The organism is Pseudomonas sp. ICMP 460 (assembly GCF_002723595.1).
GTDB classification, from domain to species: Bacteria; Pseudomonadota; Gammaproteobacteria; order Pseudomonadales; family Pseudomonadaceae; genus Aquipseudomonas; species Aquipseudomonas kitaguniensis.
The window spans coordinates 12,331-30,342 of the sequence record NZ_LKBR01000036.1 but is presented as its reverse complement, the minus strand read 5'-3'; the positions used below and the strand labels follow the sequence as shown (position 1 = coordinate 30,342).

The 18,012-nt window shown below is 60.7% G+C and carries 18 protein-coding genes; 11 read left to right on the top strand and 7 right to left on the bottom strand.

Annotated elements, in window-relative coordinates:
- Window positions 1–236 precede the first annotated feature (236 nt).
- The 3 genes from rpiB to AO240_RS21760 all read left to right on the top strand — a co-directional run bounded on the left by rpiB (window position 237) and on the right by AO240_RS21760 (window position 3,622).
- The gene (gene rpiB, locus AO240_RS21770; RefSeq protein ID WP_099239137.1) at window positions 237–698 is read left to right on the top strand and encodes a ribose 5-phosphate isomerase B; all 462 of its coding nucleotides are present in this window, start codon (window positions 237–239) and stop codon (window positions 696–698) included.
- Window positions 699–761: 63 nt separating this feature from the next.
- A complete protein-coding gene (locus AO240_RS21765) occupies window positions 762–1,742 on the top strand; it encodes a sugar-binding transcriptional regulator (RefSeq protein WP_058412610.1) in 981 nt (326 codons plus the stop codon).
- A gap of 317 nt (window positions 1,743–2,059) precedes the next feature.
- Window positions 2,060–3,622, top strand: a complete 1,563-nt coding sequence (locus AO240_RS21760; protein ID WP_099239135.1) for a TerC family protein — start codon at window positions 2,060–2,062, stop codon at window positions 3,620–3,622.
- Between the two features lie 183 nt (window positions 3,623–3,805).
- Here AO240_RS21760 and AO240_RS21755 read toward each other — a convergent pair whose 3' ends face one another.
- The 3 genes from AO240_RS21755 to AO240_RS21745 all read right to left on the bottom strand — a co-directional run bounded on the left by AO240_RS21755 (window position 3,806) and on the right by AO240_RS21745 (window position 5,465).
- Window positions 3,806–4,549: a hypothetical protein gene (locus AO240_RS21755; RefSeq protein ID WP_256586021.1), complete on the bottom strand. Its 744-nt coding sequence runs from the start codon at window positions 4,547–4,549 to the stop codon at window positions 3,806–3,808.
- 205 nt (window positions 4,550–4,754) lie between these two features.
- Window positions 4,755–5,123: a thioredoxin family protein gene (locus AO240_RS21750; RefSeq protein ID WP_099239133.1), complete on the bottom strand. Its 369-nt coding sequence runs from the start codon at window positions 5,121–5,123 to the stop codon at window positions 4,755–4,757.
- A 93-nt stretch (window positions 5,124–5,216) separates the two neighbouring features.
- A complete protein-coding gene (locus AO240_RS21745; RefSeq protein WP_099239131.1) occupies window positions 5,217–5,465 on the bottom strand; it encodes a hypothetical protein in 249 nt (82 codons plus the stop codon).
- 331 nt (window positions 5,466–5,796) lie between these two features.
- Between AO240_RS21745 and AO240_RS21740 the strand changes: the two genes are divergently transcribed.
- The 8 genes from AO240_RS21740 (at window position 5,797) to AO240_RS21705 (ending at window position 12,388) form a co-directional block, all read left to right on the top strand.
- Entirely contained in the window at window positions 5,797–6,645 is an 849-nt protein-coding gene (locus AO240_RS21740) for a transporter substrate-binding domain-containing protein (protein WP_058412605.1), read from the top strand.
- A gap of 52 nt (window positions 6,646–6,697) precedes the next feature.
- Complete coding sequence (locus AO240_RS21735) at window positions 6,698–7,360, top strand: amino acid ABC transporter permease (RefSeq protein ID WP_058412604.1); 663 nt, start codon at window positions 6,698–6,700, stop codon at window positions 7,358–7,360.
- An 11-nt stretch (window positions 7,361–7,371) separates the two neighbouring features.
- The gene (locus AO240_RS21730; RefSeq protein ID WP_058412603.1) at window positions 7,372–8,034 is read left to right on the top strand and encodes an amino acid ABC transporter permease; all 663 of its coding nucleotides are present in this window, start codon (window positions 7,372–7,374) and stop codon (window positions 8,032–8,034) included.
- A complete protein-coding gene (locus AO240_RS21725; protein WP_099239129.1) occupies window positions 8,031–8,813 on the top strand; it encodes an amino acid ABC transporter ATP-binding protein in 783 nt (260 codons plus the stop codon). The genes AO240_RS21730 and AO240_RS21725 overlap by 4 nt, the downstream gene beginning before the upstream one ends.
- Window positions 8,814–8,827: 14 nt before the next feature.
- Window positions 8,828–9,217, top strand: a complete 390-nt coding sequence (locus AO240_RS21720; protein WP_099239127.1) for a RidA family protein — start codon at window positions 8,828–8,830, stop codon at window positions 9,215–9,217.
- Between the two features lie 166 nt (window positions 9,218–9,383).
- Complete coding sequence (locus tag AO240_RS21715; RefSeq protein ID WP_099239125.1) at window positions 9,384–10,148, top strand: IclR family transcriptional regulator; 765 nt, start codon at window positions 9,384–9,386, stop codon at window positions 10,146–10,148.
- 10 nt (window positions 10,149–10,158) lie between these two features.
- Window positions 10,159–11,367, top strand: coding sequence for an amino acid deaminase (locus tag AO240_RS21710; protein ID WP_099239123.1), 1,209 nt, complete (start codon window positions 10,159–10,161; stop codon window positions 11,365–11,367).
- A gap of 115 nt (window positions 11,368–11,482) precedes the next feature.
- Window positions 11,483–12,388 carry a sugar kinase gene (locus AO240_RS21705; protein WP_099239121.1) on the top strand — a complete coding sequence of 302 codons (906 nt, stop codon included), beginning with the start codon at window positions 11,483–11,485 and terminating at the stop codon, window positions 12,386–12,388.
- 127 nt (window positions 12,389–12,515) lie between these two features.
- Here the strand turns inward: AO240_RS21705 and AO240_RS21700 are convergent, their stop codons facing one another.
- From AO240_RS21700 to AO240_RS21685, 4 genes are all read right to left on the bottom strand, one after another.
- Entirely contained in the window at window positions 12,516–12,791 is a 276-nt protein-coding gene (locus AO240_RS21700; protein ID WP_058412597.1) for a peptidylprolyl isomerase, read from the bottom strand.
- A 50-nt stretch (window positions 12,792–12,841) separates the two neighbouring features.
- On the bottom strand, window positions 12,842–15,379 hold the full coding sequence (locus tag AO240_RS21695) for a PAS domain-containing protein (protein WP_099239119.1): 2,538 nt from the start codon (window positions 15,377–15,379) through the stop codon (window positions 12,842–12,844).
- A 171-nt stretch (window positions 15,380–15,550) separates the two neighbouring features.
- Window positions 15,551–16,324, bottom strand: coding sequence for a 3-hydroxybutyrate dehydrogenase (locus AO240_RS21690; RefSeq protein WP_099239117.1), 774 nt, complete (start codon window positions 16,322–16,324; stop codon window positions 15,551–15,553).
- 110 nt (window positions 16,325–16,434) lie between these two features.
- A complete protein-coding gene (locus AO240_RS21685; protein WP_099239115.1) occupies window positions 16,435–18,012 on the bottom strand; it encodes an ABC transporter ATP-binding protein in 1,578 nt (525 codons plus the stop codon).

The following is an 18,012-nucleotide window of genomic DNA, read 5'->3' as shown; positions in this document are numbered from 1 at the left end:
TTCGCTGTGATCATATGTGTATCAAATGAAATTCTGATCAGTCAATCTGTTTCAGATAAAACCTGTAAATCTCAGGTCAACTGTCAATAACGCCTGCCTATAGGGCTTTGACTGCCAAGTCAGCTAAAACTTGCTTGACAGAAGCGAGTGAATACTTGAGAAATGACTGAGTGAAATTTCATCGAGTGATCATATGATCATTCTAAAATACGATCACGGCAGCGGAGCCAGACGCCATGAACACACCTTTCCCGGTGGCTATCGGATGCGATGAAGCGGGTTTTGAGCTCAAAGAGCTGTTGAAGCGCCATATCGAGGCGCTGGGTTACCCGGTGACCGACTTCGGCACCCATTCCACCGCGCCGGTGCTTTACCCGGACATCGCCCTGGCCGTGGCCAGCGCGATTAATGCCGGGCAGCAACGGCTGGGCGTGCTGGTGTGCGGCACCGGAATCGGCATGGCGATTTCGGCCAACAAGGTCCTCGGCATTCGCGCGGCCCAGGCCCACGACACCTATTCGGCGGAGCGCGCGCGCAAGAGCAACGATGCGCAGATCCTGTCCATCGGCGCGCGGGTGATCGGCGCGGAGTTGGCCAAAAGCGTGGTCAAGTCGTTCCTTGAATCGGAGTTCGAAGCGGCGCGCTCCGGGGCCAAGGTCGAGCGCATCAATGCGATCGAGCGCGATGGGCATCAATAGTGGACGGCACGGGGCAAGAGTCGGGAGAATGCGCCTTTGACGTCGAAACGGAAGCCCGTCCCCATGAGTGACAGTACCCAGCGTATCGCCAGCGATATCGATCAAATGACCGAAGTGGCGATGCTCTATTACCTTGAGAACGTCACTCAGGAGGCGATTGCCAAGCGCTTCGACCTGTCGCGCGCGAAAGTCAGCCGCTTGCTCAAACGTGCGCGCGATGAAGGCATTGTCGAGGTGCGCGTATTGCAGCACCCGGCGATGAACAACGAATTGGAGCGGGCGCTGGTCGAGCGCTTCAAGCTCGACCGCGCCTTGATCGCCGTCGACCACAGCGACCCCGACACGCAGCGCTCGGCCGTCGCCAGCCTGGTCGCCAACTACCTGAACAAGACCCTGAGCGACGGCATGATCGTCGCCGTGGGCATGGGGCGTAACGTCGGTGCGGTGGCCGATAACGTGTTTTTGCCGGTGACGCGCAATTGCACATTTGTCTGCGCCATCGGCGGTTCGCTCAAGGCCGGTGAATACATGAACCCCGACCATATCTGCCGGCGCCTGGCCCTGCGTTTTGGCGGCGAAAGCGAAAGCCTGTACGCCCCGGCGCTGGTGGCCAACCCGGAGCTGCGTGGGGTGCTGATCAACAACGACACGGTGCGTTCGACGCTGGACCGGGCGCGACGCGCGGACATTGCGCTGATCGGCATCGGCGACATGAGCGAAAACAGCAACATGGTGCGCATGGGCTGGTTCTCGCCGCAGGAAATTGCCCAGGCGCGCTTGTCCGGCACCGTCGGCGACATGATGGGCTACGACTTCATCGACATCCACGGCCAGCCTGCGGTCAACGCGATTCAAGGGCGGGTGATCGGGCTGACGGTGCAAGAGCTGTTTCGCATTCCGGACGTGGTCGCGATTGCCAGCGAGAACACCAAGGCCGCGGCGACGCTTGGCGCACTGCGCTCGGGCGTGATCAACACGCTGGCGACCACGGTGACCAACGCGCACACGATTCTGGCGCTGGACGACGCCACCCGAAAGCCTTGATTCAACACAGATCAAACGGTGTGCGAGTCGATCGTTCCCACAGAGCGTGGGAACGAGCATCGCTGTTGCGCTTACAGATTTTGTAATAGTTTTGCGTTGTAGGAAATCCGTGTTTCGGTTGTACGATTCAAGTCCTTTTCTTAGTGCAGGACTTGCATGAACACCCTCTCGGAGCCTCCCAGTCGTCTTTCCTCAAGACCGCCACTGCCTCTGTTCCCGCTGAAGCACCCCGTATACCCACGGCTAACCATGCGCCGGTCGACTGACCGCACTTTGCCGTGCCCGGCATTCTGAACATCAATAAAGAGACCCTATAAATGGAATGGTTAGCGGACCCAACGGCCTGGCTTGGCTTGTTGACGTTGATTGTGCTGGAGCTGGTGCTGGGCATCGACAACCTGGTGTTTATCGCGATTCTGGCCGACAAGTTGCCGCCCGAGCAGCGTGACCGGGCGCGCTTGATCGGTTTGTCCCTGGCGCTGTTGATGCGCCTCGGCTTGCTTGCGAGTATTTCCTGGTTGGTCACGCTTACTCAGCCGCTGTTCGAGGTGTTCGACAAGAGCTTCTCTGGCCGCGACCTGATCATGCTGTTTGGTGGTGTGTTCCTGCTGTTCAAGGCCACCATGGAATTGCACGAACGTCTTGAAGGGCATGTGGCGCAGCGCTCGGGCAATGTGGCCTATGCGATGTTCTGGCCGATCGTGGCGCAGATCGTGGTGCTCGACGCGGTGTTCTCGCTCGACGCGGTGATTACTGCCGTCGGCATGGTCGATGAGCTGGCGGTGATGATGATCGCGGTGATCGTATCCATCGGCCTGATGATCGTCGCGAGCAAGCCGCTCACGCGGTTCGTCAATGCGCACCCGACGGTGATCATGCTGTGCCTGGGCTTCCTGATGATGATTGGTTTTGCCCTGACCGCCGAAGGCTTGGGCTTCCATATTCCAAAAGGCTACCTGTACGCCGCGATTGGTTTCTCGATTCTGATCGAGATGTTCAACCAGATTGCCCGTTCGCGCCGCAAGAAGTCGGCGCAAGGCGTGTTGCCGGTGCGCGAACGCACCGCGCATGCGGTGATGCGTTTGCTCGGCGGCCGCAGCCTGGCGGTGGAGGAAGTGGGTGATGAGGTGGCTGACTTGCTCGGCGAGCCCGACGCTACCCAAGGCCCACTGTTTGATCGACGCGAACGCGTGATGATCAGTGGCGTGTTGCAATTGGCCGAGCGGCCGATCCGCAGCCTGATGACGCCGCGCGCCAAGGTCGACTGTATTGATTTGGCCGACGACGCCGAGACTATCCGCCTGAAGTTGATGCACTCGCCTTACTCGCGCCTGCCGTTGATTCGCAACGGCGCAGTCGACGAGCCGTTGGGTTTTGTGCACAAAAAGGAGCTGCTCAAGGAATACTTGGCCGGCACCGAACCAAACCTTGAGCACCTGGCACGCCGTGCGATCAACCTGCTGGAGAGTTTTTCGATTCTCAACGCCTTGGAACAAATGCGTCAGGAATCGACGCACATTGCCTTCGTGATCAACGAATTCGGCGACTTCATGGGCGTGTTGAGCATGACCGACATCCTCGAATCGATCGCCGGCGAGTTACCCGATGCCAGCGAAATCGAAGGGCCGGACATTGTCGAGGACGGCGATGGGTTTCGCGCCAACGGCGCCTTGAACCTGAACCTGGTTCGTCAACGCACCGACTTCAAAGCCGTCGCCACCGAGGACTATCAAACCCTGGCGGGCTTGGTCATGAGCCTGCTCGACCGCCTGCCTGCGGTGGGCGACAGCCTTGAGCATGAAGGCTGGCGCCTTACCGTGGCGGCGGTGGAGGAGCGGCGGGTGACTCAAGTGCTTTTGCGTCGAGCTGAGGCTGCTTGACCGGCAGCGCAGCGATGCAGATTGATAGTGCATCGCTGGCTGCGCGTGTCTGAGTCATCATTCAGATGCGTTCGGCGATGAAGATCAAGCATCCGCTGAACAGCGCGAAACGCACTGCTCAGGCTGCCGTCCCTGGGTGGCCTGCGCGAGCGGTCCAAGACTCATCGATCATGCCGCTGCTCTTCAGTTAACCGCTACATCACTGAACTTCACCACGTTGTCCTCACCCTTGAGGCTGCGGAACTTGACCTTGAGTGCGGGAATACTCTCCAGCTTGCCGCGTACCGGCTGGAAGATCAGGGTGATGCGGGTCGGCACATTGCGCACCAAGGGGAAATCATTCCAGCTCTTGATTTTCGTTTGACCAACCTGCAGTTGATCGATATCCAGCGAGCCACCGGTTTTTTCAAACAAGGTGCTGTTACTGATTCCGCGCAAATCACGGTCAACATTGGTATTGGTCAGTTCCAGCACGCAACTGGGGGCTTGGCCAATCTGCTCGCATTCCACCAGTTCGATTCGCACGCCATCGACCAACTCGATACGCTTGCCGAACAAGTTGGCCCCATCATTTTCCACGATCAGCTTTTGCGACTGCGCAAATTCGAAGGTGGGTTTGGCGTATTCACTGCCGAGGGTAAAGAACCCGCCAGCCAGCAAGGCTGCAAGGATCAACGAAAGTGTGCCTTTCATCGCGTCTGGCAAACGGCGCGCCTGCCAGCCGATAGACAATGCTGCCAGGAACAGAAATACGCTGATGAGCAGGATCAGGTTCTTCCAATTGACGAAGCCAAAACCAAATACGCTGGGGTCAGGAAAAACATAGGTGATCAGTGCCCACATGGCGCCAAGCGTGGCGCTGATTCCGGCCATGATTTTGGTGATTGCGATGTTAAGACGGTTTTGTGGAAGAGGCGAAGTGTCCATACAGGTTTAAAAATCCATCGAAGCCAGAAGGGGAAGCCGATCGCTGACAATGCGCAGTCGCGGCTCCCCGCCATTATCCAGTAAGTAGCTGCCGGGTAAAGCCGTGCGATTGAAGATCGCGCAATCGGCACACACTCGGCGCGAGGGCAGCGCTCTGGTTTGGCGGCTGTTGGCTCGGCTAAAGGTGCATCAAACCTTGCGATTATTAGTCGGCGGCGTGCAGGCGAGTAGTCGCGAGGGTATCGCTTGTGGCGTAGCGTTTGAACGTGCGCATCAGACGCTTTGCCTGGCCCTCGTAATCGCCAAAGCCCTTGAGTTTTTCCTGCAATTGCCCGTTGAGATACACCAATAGCGTCGGGGTACCGCTCACTTCGGGGTGTCTCGGGGTGTTTTCGCAGTCCAGCACCAGGCTCACTGCGAGCGGGTATCGAGCGGCGACCAATTCGAATAACTCCACGGCATCCGGGCAGGCAAAGCAGTGTTGCGAGGCAAATAACAAGAATACCGGGTGAGGTGTACTCAGAATTCTTTGATAATCCTCTGCATTGGCAATGGTTGCGCTGGCAATTACCATCACAGTTTGACTCCTGGGCAATAGTGGGCGTGACCGACACTAGGCCCACAGATCACCCGCGTCTACTGTCAACCTTCACAGGGTGCCCGGTGTTCACGCGTCCTGCGCACGCTCCACGCGCTCGCGTGCCTTGCGCGCCTGGCTCGCACATTTGCGGTATTCCTCATTGTCCCTGGAGGCCTTCGCCTGCCGGTAGCCATGGTGGTTCTGGCTGGTGTAGTTGGTGCTGAAAGCTTCCTTGAGCTTTCGCAGTTCTTCTTTGCATTCGCGGCGGTCGTTACTGGCCGAGGCGCTGCCGGCCGCCAGAAAGCACAATACAAGCACAGTGAGACGCAGCTTCATGGCAAACGGGTCCTTGTCGGGCTGATGTGCCAAGGCTAGCCCAACGCCGGGAATTTTCCACGCCGCCGCGTGCTGCATTCGTGCGCGGTAACGCCCTGATAGCGCACTCGCGTGGGGCCTTTCACCGCAGGGTGGGGCGTTGGGTAGCAATTTGATGCCAAGTGCTGGCGCAACGCCGCCTGGCGTTTAAAGATTTATCTGGCTGATTTTTAACGTATTTGTACCTGTCATATTTTTGTGTTGCTGCGTGTGGCACACTTTCTGCTGTTTATTCCGTTGTTACATACCAAGTTCCGGTATAGCGGAATACACAACTCCTGGAGTGCTTGTCATGCATCACCGACCTTCCGTGTTTAAAGCGTGTGTTTTTCTCTTCGCCGCATCGGCTTGCCTCGCCAGCACTGTGCAGGCTGCGGGCAGCAAGCTGGACGATGTGCTCAAACGTGGGCATCTGATCGTCGGTACAGGCAGTACCAATGCGCCGTGGCACTTCCAGGGAGCGGATGGCAAGTTGCAGGGTTTTGATATCGACATCGGCCGCATTGTGGCCAAAGGGTTGTTCAACGACCCGAGCAAGGTCGAGTTCGTGGTGCAGTCGTCCGACGCACGCATTCCCAACTTGCTGACCGACAAGGTCGACATGAGTTGCCAGTTCATCACCGTCACCGCCAGCCGTGCGCAACAGGTGGCGTTCACCTTGCCGTACTACCGCGAAGGCGTCGGCCTGCTGTTGCCGAACAACAGCAAGTACAAGGAAATCGAAGACCTGCAAGCGGCGGGCGACGGCATCACTGTGGCTGTGCTGCAAAACGTTTACGCCGAAGAACTGGTGCACCAGGCGCTGCCAAAAGCCAAGGTTGACCAATACGACAGCGTCGACCTGATGTACCAGGCAGTCAACTCGGGCCGCGCCGATGCCGCCGCCACCGACCAGTCTTCGGTCAAATACCTGATGGTGCAGAACCCCGGCCGCTACCGCAGCCCGGCCTACGCATGGAGCCCGCAAACCTACGCGTGCGCGGTCAAGCGTGGCGACCAGGACTGGCTGAACTTCGTCAACACCGCGCTGCATGAAGCCATGACCGGTGTGGAGTTCCCTACCTACAAGGCCTCGTTCAAGCAATGGTTCGGTGTCGACCTGCCAGAGCCTGCGATTGGTTTTCCTGTTGAATTCAAGTGACGTGTAAACCGGGGGCGCTGCGTTTGGCGCCCCGCTTCAGGTACTGCCGACCATGAACTATGAGTTGAATTTTGCCGCCGTGTGGCGTGATTTCCCCAGCTTGCTGGCGGGGCTCGGTCTGGGCCTCGAACTGGCCTTGCTGTCGATCGCGATTGGCTGCGTGATCGGCCTGATGATGGCGTTTGCCATGCTGTCCAGGCACCGCGCGTTGCGACTGTTCGCCTCGGTGTATGTGACGGTGATCCGCAACACGCCGATCCTCGTGCTGATCTTGCTGATCTATTTCGCATTGCCGTCGCTGGGGATTCGCCTGGATAAAATCCCTTCATTCATCATCACCTTGTCGTTGTACGCCGGTGCCTACCTCACCGAAGTTTTCCGCGCCGGGCTGCTGAATATTCCCAAGGGCCTGCGTGAAGCCGGCTTGGCCATCGGCTTGGGTGAGTGGCGTATTCGCGCCTACATCACCGTGCCGGTGATGCTGCGTAACGTGTTGCCGGCGCTGTCGAACAACTTTATTTCGCTGTTCAAGGACACCTCGCTGGCCGCCGCTATCGCGGTGCCGGAACTGACGTATTACGCCCGCAAGATCAACGTCGAAAGCTACCGGGTGATTGAAACCTGGATGGTCACGACCGCGCTCTACGTGGCGGCCTGTTACTTCATTGCCATGCTGCTCCGATACCTGGAACAGCGTTTGGCGATCCGTCGTTAAGGAGGGGTTCCATGTACGAGTCCCCAAGCTGGTTGCATGAGTTGTGGGTCGCCCGGGATACCCTCTGGGCGGGGTTTCAGACCAGCGTGTATTGCTCGGCGCTGGCGATTTTTTTTGGCACGCTGATCGGCATCGTCGCCGGGTTGGTGCTGACCTACGGCAAGTTCTGGATGCGCGCGCCGTTTCGTCTGTATGTCGACCTGATCCGCGGCACGCCGGTGTTTGTGCTGGTGCTGGCGTGTTTCTACATGCTGCCGGCGCTCGGTTGGCAAATCAGCGCGTTCCAGGCCGGTGCGGTCGGGTTGACCTTGTTCTGTGGCTCGCACGTGTCGGAAATCGTGCGCGGCGCGCTGCAAGCCATTCCGCGTGGGCAACTGGAAGCGGGCAGGGCGATTGGCCTGACGTTCTACCAGTCCCTCGCTTACGTGCTGTTACCCCAGGCGCTGCGGCAGATATTGCCCACGTGGGTCAATTCTTCCACGGAAATCGTCAAGGCCTCGACCTTGCTCTCGGTGATCGGCGTGGCTGAATTGCTGCTGAGCACTCAGCAAGTGATCGCGCGCACCTTCATGACCCTGGAGTTCTACCTGTTCGCCGGGTTTCTGTTCTTTGTCATCAACTACGCCATCGAGTTATTCGGGCGCTACATTGAAAAGCGGGTGGCCTTGCCATGAACCAACCTCTTACAAACCAACCGCTGCTGAACATTCGCGGCCTGCGCAAACAGTACGGCGCGGTGGAAGTGCTCAAGGGCGTCGACCTGTCCATGCAGCGCGGTAACGTGGTGACTTTGATCGGCTCCAGCGGCTCGGGCAAAACCACGCTGTTGCGATGCGTGAACCTGCTGGAAGAATTCCAGGGCGGGCAGATCACCCTCGACGGCGAGTCCATCGGCTACAGCGACATCGCCGGCAAACGCGTGCGCCACCCCGAGCGGGTGATTGCCCAGCACCGCGCGATGACCGGCATGGCGTTCCAGCAATTCAATTTGTTCCCGCACCTCAGTGCCCTGCAAAACGTTACCCTCGGCCTGCTCAAGGTCAAAAAAATGGGCAAGGACGAGGCGGTGGCGCTGGCTGAAAAATGGCTCGACCGCGTCGGCCTGCTGGAGCGGCGCAACCACTTCCCCGGCCAGCTCTCGGGTGGCCAGCAACAACGCGTGGCGATTGCCCGCGCCATCGCCATGAACCCCAGCTTGATGCTGTTCGACGAAGTCACCTCGGCGCTCGATCCGGAGCTGGTCGGCGAAGTGCTCAGCGTGATCAAGGGGTTGGCGGAAGAGGGCATGACCATGCTGTTGGTCACCCACGAGATGCGGTTTGCCTACGAGGTCTCGGACAAGATCGTGTTCATGAACCAGGGCCGCATTGAAGAGCAGGGCACCTCGAAGGACATCTTCGAACGCCCGCAATCGCCGCGCCTGGCGGAATTTTTGAAGAACATTCGTTTTTAATCAGGAGCAATTTTATGAGCATTACTCGTTACGGCACCGGCAGCACCGCTGGCGGCGGCCAACCCCGTCCTTTCGCGCGTGCGGTGGAAGCCGACGGCTGGCTCTACGTCTCGGGCCAGGTGCCGGCGGTGGACGGTGAAATCATCAACGGCGGCATTGTTGAGCAAACCCGCCAGACTATGCGCAACGTGGTGGCGATTCTTGAAGAGGCCGGCTTTGAGCTCAAAGACGTGGTGCGCGTCGGCGTATGGCTGGAAGACCCTCGCGACTTCTGGAGTTTCAACAAGGTGTTCGGTGAGTATTTCACCCCGGAACACGCACCGGCGCGTGCCTGTGTGCAGGCCAACATGATGGTCGATTGCAAGGTTGAGATTGATTGCGTGGCCTACAAGAAAAAAGGCTAAATGCAGCGATCTTAAGACCACCCAGAATCCAATGTGGGAGCTGGCTTGCCTGCGATGACGGCGTGTCAGGCAACCCATGTGCGACTGAACCACCGCCATCGCGGGCAAGCCCGCTCCCACAGGGTTTCGCTGTGCAGCATACAACTATGACCGGACCGACACTGCCATGACCGAAGACACCATCAAACGCCGCGCCAAAGGCCTGGACCGTGCATTCGATATCCTCGATTTTCTCAAGGAAGTCCGCCAGCCGCTGCGCCCGAATGATATTGCCAGCGGCATCGGCAGCCCCAAATCCACGGTCTACGAACTGGTCGCCTCGTTGCTCGAACGGCGCATCCTCGAAACAGTCGGCAAGGACGGCCACGTCTACCTCGGCCGCCAACTGTACTTTCTTGGTCAGGCGCACTTGCGCCATTTCGACCTGACCCGCGAGGCCGACCACGCCCTGCAGGAAATCGTCAGCCAAACCCACGAAACTGCGCAGATGTGCCTGCTCAACGGGCGTAAATACACGGTGGCGCTGATGCGCGAAGGCGAGCGGCATTTTCGTATTTCTTCAGACATCGGCGAAAACGCACCCATCCCGTGGACAGCCTCCGGGCGCCTGCTGCTGGGGCACTTGAGCGACCAGCAAATCATCGACTTGATCGACAGCGACGACTTCATCCTGCCGGACGGCCAGCGCCTGGCGCTGCCAACCTTTCTGGCGCAGATCCGTCAGGCCACCCTCGATGGCTTTTTCTCCTTCGACAGCGTGGCGGACACCTTTACCCATTGCTTCGCCGCCCCGGTGCGGGATGCGCAGGGCATCAGCATCGCGACCTTGTGCATCGTCGCCCCGCGCGCCGATGCGCTCAAAAATTACAGTGACTATCGCCGGGTGTTGATCGACAGCGCCAACCACCTGGCCCGTCGCATTAACGAATAGGAGCTATTGCATGTCAGCCCTCAACGCCGTTGAAAAAGGCGCCGCCGCCGTTGGCGCCCACCTGGTCCGTGATGTCAGCCTGCCGGCCATGGTGCTGCACCGTGACGCGCTGGAACACAACATTCGCTGGATGCAGGCGTTTGTCAGCCAGAGCGGTGCGCAACTGGCGCCCCATGGCAAAACCAGCATGATGCCTGCGCTGTTTCAGCGCCAGATCGAGGCGGGCGCCTGGGGTATCACGCTGGCGAACGCCGTACAAACGCGGGCCGCGTATGCCGGTGGTATTCGCCGCGTGTTGATGGCCAACCAACTGGTGGGGGCGCCGAACATGGCGTTGATCGCCGACCTGCTGGCTGACCCGAGTTTCGACTTCCATTGCATGGTCGACCACCCGGACAACGTCGCCGACCTCGGCCTGTTCTTCGCCGCCCGTGGCCTGCGCCTGAACGTAATGATCGAATACGGCGTGCTCGGCGGCCGCTGCGGGTGCCGCAGCGAGCAGCAAGTGCGCGACCTCGCCAAGGCGATCAAGGCCCAGCCCGCGCTGGCCCTTACCGGTATCGAAGGCTACGAAGGCGTGATCCACGGTGATCACGCTGTCAGCGGCATCCGCGGGTTTGCCGCCAGCCTGGTGCGCTTGGCGGTGGACCTGCAAGACGACGGCGCTTTCGATCTGGCCACACCGATTGTGACGGCATCGGGTTCGGCCTGGTACGACCTGATCGCCGAGTCGTTCGAAGCGCAAAACGCTGCGGGGCGCTTCCTCAGCGTGCTGCGCCCTGGCAGTTACGTGGCGCACGACCACGGTATCTACAAGGATGCGCAATGTTGCGTGCTCGAGCGTCGCAGCGACCTGGCTGAAGGCCTGCGCCCGGCGCTGGAAGTCTGGGCGCATGTGCAATCGTTGCCCGAGCCAGGGTTTGCGGTGATTGCCCTGGGCAAGCGCGACGTGGCCTATGACGCCGGTTTGCCGGTGCCGCTGATGCGCTACAGGGCCGGTATTGTGCCGGCGCAAGGCGATGATGTGACGGCGTGCAGCGTTACCGCGGTGATGGACCAGCACGCGTTTATGCGTGTGGCGCCGGGGGTTGAGCTGAGGATCGGCGACATCATTTCATTCGGCACCTCGCACCCTTGCCTGACCTTCGACAAGTGGCAAGTGGGCTGCCTGGTGGATGAGCAACTGCAAGTGATCGAGTCTTTGCACACCTGTTTTTAGACCGCGTCGCGCCTATCGCGAGCAAGCCCGCTCCCACAATTGAATGTATTCACATTTCCACTGTGGGAGCGGGCTTGCTCGCGATGAGGCCCCACCATTCACCGGAGACCTCAGCATGAGCCCGCAACCGCGCATCGCCCTGATCGGCGAATGCATGATCGAACTGCAACACCGCGCCGACGGCAGCCTGCATCAAAGCTTCGGCGGCGACACGTTGAACGCGGCCGTGTACCTGCGCCGCGAGCTGGGCGACAGCGCCAGCGTTGACTACGTCACCGCGTTGGGCGACGACAGTTTCAGCGACGCCATGTGCAAGCACTGGGCTGAAGAAGGCTTGGGGTTGGGCCTGGTGCAGCGCCTGCCGGGGCGTTTGCCGGGTTTGTACTGCATCCAGACGGACGCGAATGGCGAGCGCAAGTTTCTGTACTGGCGCAACGAGGCGGCGGTGCGTGACTGTTTCACCACACCGGCGGCCGAGCCGATCCTGGCCGCGTTGCCGGATTACGCCGTGGTGTATTTCAGCGGCATCACCTTGGCGGTGTTGGGGCAGATGGGGCGTGAGCGTTTACTGCAAGCGCTGATCGAAACCCGTAAACGCGGGGGCAAGGTGGTGTTCGACAACAACTACCGGCCGCGTTTGTGGGCCAGCGTGGCGGCGGCGCGTGCGGCGTATCAGCAGGTGTTGGCGCAGGTCGACATGGCTTTGCTGACGGAGGATGACGAGTGTGCGTTGTTTGGGTATGAGGGCAGTGAGCAGGTGTTTGCGGCGTACCCGGCGATTGAGGAGGTGGTGCTCAAGCGCGGTGCGGATGCGTGTTTGATTCGCTGCGCAGGGCAGCGTTTTGCGGTGCCGGCGTTAAGGGTTGAGAAGGTGGTGGACACGACGGCGGCGGGGGATTCGTTCAGTGCGGCGTATTTGGCCAGTCGGCTCACGGGAGGCTCGCCTGAGCAAGCCGCGTTGGCCGGACATCGCTTGGCCAGCCGGGTTATCCAGGTACCGGGTGCGCTGATTCCGAGGTAGCGGGTGTATGGCCGCCTGCGGCGGATCGCGGGCAAGCCCGGCTCCCACATTGACGGCATTCCTTCAGTTGAAACGCGGTCAACTGTGGGAGCTGGCTCGCTTGCGATAGCAGTCTCAAGCCAAACACTCAATCGCGGTAGAACACCTGCACCAAGTGGTACCCAAACTTGCTCTTGATCGGCCCGTGCACCACGCGCAGGGGTTTCTTGAAAATCACCGCGTCGATCGCCCCGACCATCTGCCCTGGCCGAACCTCGCCCAAATCGCCGCCGCGCTTGCCGGACGGGCAGGTCGAGTGTTTCTTGGCCAACACATCAAACGCTTCACCCTGGGCGATACGCTGCTTGAGCTGTTCAGCTTCTTCACTGGTTTTCACCAGAATATGACGGGCTTGGGCTTTCATCCGGTTACCTTGCAACGGTCAAACGTAAGGGCGCGCGATTATGCCTGAAGTCACTCATCATCGTTGATCATGCCGCGGATTTTTGTCGCCAGCACGTCGACAGAAAACGGCTTGGCCACCATGTCCATGCCGTCCTCCAGAAAGCCTTGGCGTTCGGCGGCTTTTTCGGCGTAACCGGTCATGAACAATACGCGCAGGCCCGGCCGGTGCTGGCGGGCGATTTCCGCCAGTTGGCGGCCATTCATGCCCGGCAGGCCGACGTCGGTGACCAGCAAGTCCACGCGCAAATCCGATTCCAGCAACGGCAGCGCCGTGCGCGAATCCGCTGCCTGGTGGGCGGTGTAGCCGAGTTCGTTGAGCACGTTGACCACCAGCATGCGCACGGCGGGGTCATCCTCGACCACCACCACGGCTTCGCCAGCCAGCGCCAGCGGGGCTTCGCCCAAATGTTCCGGCAGGTTGCTTTCCAGCGCGGTGCCGTGCAGGCGCGGCAGGTACAAGCGCACGCAAGTGCCCTGGCCGGGTTCGCTTTGAATGGTCACGTGGCCACCGGACTGTTGCGCAAACCCGTAGATCATCGACAGCCCAAGGCCGGTGCCCTGGCCGATGGGCTTGGTGGTGAAAAACGGGTCGAACGCCTTGGCGAGAATTTTCGGGGCCATGCCGGTGCCGTTGTCGCACACGCCGAGCATCACGTAGTCGCCGGCCTTGACCGGTTCGAGGGTGGTGATGTCGGTGCCGTCCAGGTAGCTGTTGGCGGTTTCGATGAGGATTTCACCGCCGTCGGGCATTGCGTCGCGCGCGTTGATCACCAGGTTGAGCAGGGCGTTTTCCAATTGGCTGGCGTCGGTGTTGACCGCCCAGATGTCTTTGCCCAATTGCACCTTTAGCGCGATGTGCGCGCCTTTGGTGCGGCGGAATAACTCTTCCAGCGACGCCACCAGTTGGTTGGGGTCGAGCGGCTGGCGGTCCAGCGACTGGCGGCGTGAGAACGCCAGCAGCCGGTGGGTCAGGGCGGCTGCACGGTGCGCGGACGCCACGGCGGCCTCGGTAAACCGGCCGATCTCGTCGCTGCGCCCGGCGGCGATGTAGCGCTGCATCAGGTCGAGGCTGCCGATAATTCCCGTCAGCATGTTGTTGAAATCGTGGGCGATGCCGCCGGTAAGCTGGCCCACCGCTTCCATTTTTTGCGCATGGCGCAACGCGTCTTCGGCGCGCTCGCGTTCGAACATTTCATTTTGCAGGCGCTGGTTGGCCTCAGCCAGCGCCTGGGTGCGCTGGGCCACACGCTCTTCGAGGTTCTCGTTGAGGTGGCGCAGGGCTTCTTCGGTGAGTTTGCGTTCGGTCTCGTCGATCACAAAAATGTAGAAGCCGTTGACCGAGCCGTCATTGCTGAAGCGCGGCAGGTACTTCATCAACGCATGCCGCGGCCTGCCGTCTTGATGCGGCGTCACGGTCATAAAACTGCAGGCCTTGCCGTTGAGCGCGGCGGTGATTTTATCCTCGCGCCCGGCATACACCTCGTCGCCGAGTACTTCGCGGATGCTCTTGCCGTACAGCTCCTGCGGGGTCATGCCGTACCAGTCGAGGTAGGCGCTGTTGTTCAGGCGAAAACGCTGTTCGTGGTCGACATAGCCGATCAACACCGGCATGGCGTTGATGATCAACTGCAACTCGGTCTGGCTTTGGCGCAGCGCCTGCTCGGTGTGCTTGCGCTCGGTCAGGTCCAGCGCGGCGCCCAGAAACCGCGCCGGGCGGCCGTGTGGGTCCTTGTAGCAACGGCCGCGGGCAAACACCCAGCGCACTTGGCCGTCGGCTTGCAGCAAGCGGTATTCCTCGGCGTATTCGGTGCCGAAGGTGATGCAATGCTTGATGCTTCTGGCGACCGTGCCACGGTCTTCGGGGTGCACGCCTTGCAGGTAGTCGCTGATCGGCAGCAGGCCGGCGTCACTCGGGTCGACGCCGTGCAGGTAGGCGAAGTGCGCGTCGGCGATAAAGTGGTCTTCGCCGATGTCCCAATCCCAGGTGCCGACCGCATCGGTGGCGGCCAGCGCCAGTTGCAGGCGTTGCTCAGTATTGTGTTGGGCCTTGAGGCTGTCTTCGGAGCGCTGTTGCAGTTCGAGGGTTTTGCTGCGGCGCTCGTTGGTTTCGATGGTGGTGACCAGAATACCGGCGACCGCACCGCTTTCATCGCGGATCGGGCTGTACGTCAGGTCGAGCCAGATCTCGGTGTCGCGGTGATTGCGTTGCAGCACAAAGCGCTGTTCGCTGAAGGTGCGCACCTGGCCGCCCAGCACGGCGGCGTAGATCGGCGCGGTGAAGCTGATCAGCTCCGGCCAGGTCTCATGCGCTGGCTGGCCCATCGCGCCGGGGTGTTTGTTACCCGCAAGCGCGGCAAAACCGTCGTTGTAGAGCTGAGTCAGTTGGCTGCCCCACAGCAGCAGCATCGGCATCGGTGAATTGACGACGATGTCCACGGCCGTGCGCAGGCTTTGCGGCCACTCATTGGCCTCACCGAGGGGGCTTTGCGCCCAGTCCAGCCGCGCAATCAATGCAGCGGCTTCGCTACCGGTGGCTGTTCCATTCATGTAAAAACCCTACGCATAGCACTCTGAAATATGACAAAAGCCGATTATCCCGTGAGAGGGCAGCGGCTGACTACCCCCGAAAAATAGCACGCCGTGGCGCTGAGTCTTCAAAACTGTGCGTGGGTGCTGAAACCTTTCATCTTTGATCGCCTCTTGCCGCAAGGTCGGGGTTTACTGGGCGAGCCAGCCGCCGTCGATATTCCATGCGGCGCCGCGTACCTGGCTGCCAGCCTCGCTGCACAAAAACAACACCAGCTCGCCCAACTGCGGCGGCGTCACAAACGCCAGCGACGGCTGTTTCTCGGCGAGCAAATCATGTTGTGCCTGCTGCGGGCTCACGCCGTTGGCGGCGCGGTCATCAATCTGCTTTTGCACCAGCGGCGTCAGCACAAAGCCTGGGCAAATGGCGTTGCAGGTGACGTTGCTGGTGGCGGTTTCCAGGCCCACCACTTTGGTCAAGCCAATCACGCCGTGCTTGGCCGCTACATAGGCGGCCTTGCCCACCGAGCCGACCTGGCCGTGCACCGAGGCGACATTGACGATGCGCCCCCAGCCTTTGGCCTTCATGCCCGGCAGGCTCAAGCGCGTGCTGTGGAACACCGACGACAGGTTGATCGCGATGATCGAATCCCAGCGCTCGGCGGGGAAGTCTTCCACCGCCGCCACGTGCTGGATACCGGCGTTGTTGACCAGAATGTCGACGCCGCCGAACTCGCGCTCGGCGTAGGCGAGCATGTCGGCGATCTGCGCCGGGTCGCTGACGTCGGCCGGGTGATGGCCGACCTTGCCGCCAAACGCCTGCACCTGCGCGATCACCGCGCAGGCGTCGCCGAAGCCGTTGAGGATAACGTTGGCGCCAGCCTTGGCCAGGCTCAGCGCGATACCCAAGCCGATGCCGCTGGTGGAGCCGGTAACCAGGGCGGTCTTGCCGTTCAATGGGGTCATGAACACCTCATGCAATGCAGAATGTGGTCAACAGAAAGCAAAAAGCAGATCTGCTGTGTACTCTAAACCGGCTTTTGATCTATCAAAAGCCATAGCCAGGACCCGGCCGCCTACAGCGGAATATGCGCCGCCGCGAGCAATTCCTGAGTGTACGGGTGCTGCGGCGATTCAAAGACAGCATGGCTGGCGCCGCGCTCGACCACCTTGCCATCCTTGACCACGATCATGTCGTGTGCCATCGCGCGCACCACCGCCAGATCATGGCTGATAAACAGGTACGTCAGGCCATACTTTTCCTGCAACTCGCGCAACAACTCGACCACCTGCTTTTGCACCGTGCGGTCCAACGCGGACGTCGGTTCATCCAGCAGCATCAGCGCAGGTTTCAGCACCAGCGCGCGGGCGATGGCAATGCGTTGGCGCTGGCCGCCGGAAAACTCATGCGGGTAGCGATGCCGGCTGGCGGGGTCGAGGCCCACGTCCTTGAGCACCTGAACCACCTGCGCGTCGCGGTCGGCGAGGCTGCACGGCGCGTGCACCTCCAGGCCTTCGCTGATGATCTGCGCAACCGACATGCGCGGGCTGAGGCTGCCGTAAGGGTCCTGGAACACCACCTGCATCTGTTTGCGCCACGGGCGCATTTGCTGATGGCTCAGCAGGTGAAGCGCTTCACCCTGAAAGCGGATGCTGCCGGTGGAGTCGAGCAACCGCAGGATCGCCTGGCCCAAGGTGGACTTGCCCGAGCCGGACTCGCCGACAATCCCCAGCGTCTTGCCGCGCTGCACGCTGAGGCTGATGCCATCCACCGCGCGCAAGTAGGTCTTGCGGCGGAACATGCCACCGCCCAAGGGGAATTGCACGCTGAGGTCGTCGACCTGCAACACCGTTTCGCGCGCCTCGCTGCACAGCGCGTTGCCCGCAGGCTCAGCGTCCAGCAGCAGGCGGCTGTAAGGGTGTTGCGGGGCACTGAACAGCGCTTGGCAATCGGCCTGTTCGACGATTTCGCCGGCGCGCATCACGCACACACGCTGGGCAATGCTGCGCACCAGGTTGAGGTCGTGGCTGATCAGCAGCAATGACATGCCCAAACGTTGTTGCAGCGACTTGAGCAGCAGCAGGATCTTGCGCTGCACGGTCACGTCGAGTGCGGTGGTGGGTTCGTCGGCGATCAGCAGTTCCGGCTCGCAGGCCAGCGCCATGGCGATCATCACACGCTGGCGCTGGCCGCCGGAGAGTTGATGCGGGTAAGCCTTGAGGCGTTCCTGCGGCTTTTGGATGCCCACCAGTTCAAGCAATTCGAGGATGCGCGCCTGCGCCGCCTTGCCGCCCAAGCCCTTGTGCAACAGCAAGGTTTCGCCGATCTGTTTTTCGATGCTGTGCAGCGGGTTAAGCGAGGTCATCGGCTCCTGAAAAATCATCGCAATGCGGTTGCCGCGCAGTTTTTGCAGGGTCGCCGGCGAAGCGCCGATCAACTCCTGGCCGCGATACTTTACCGAGCCGGTGGTGTGCGTGCCGCCTTCCGGCAGCAGTTGCAAAATCGAATGCGCCGTCACCGACTTGCCCGAGCCCGACTCACCGACCAGCGCCAGGCACTCGCCGGGGCGTACTTCCAGGCTGAGGTTACGCACCACGCTCTGGCCGCTGAAGGCGACGCACAGGTCGCGGATCTCGATCAGGTTGTCGCTCAT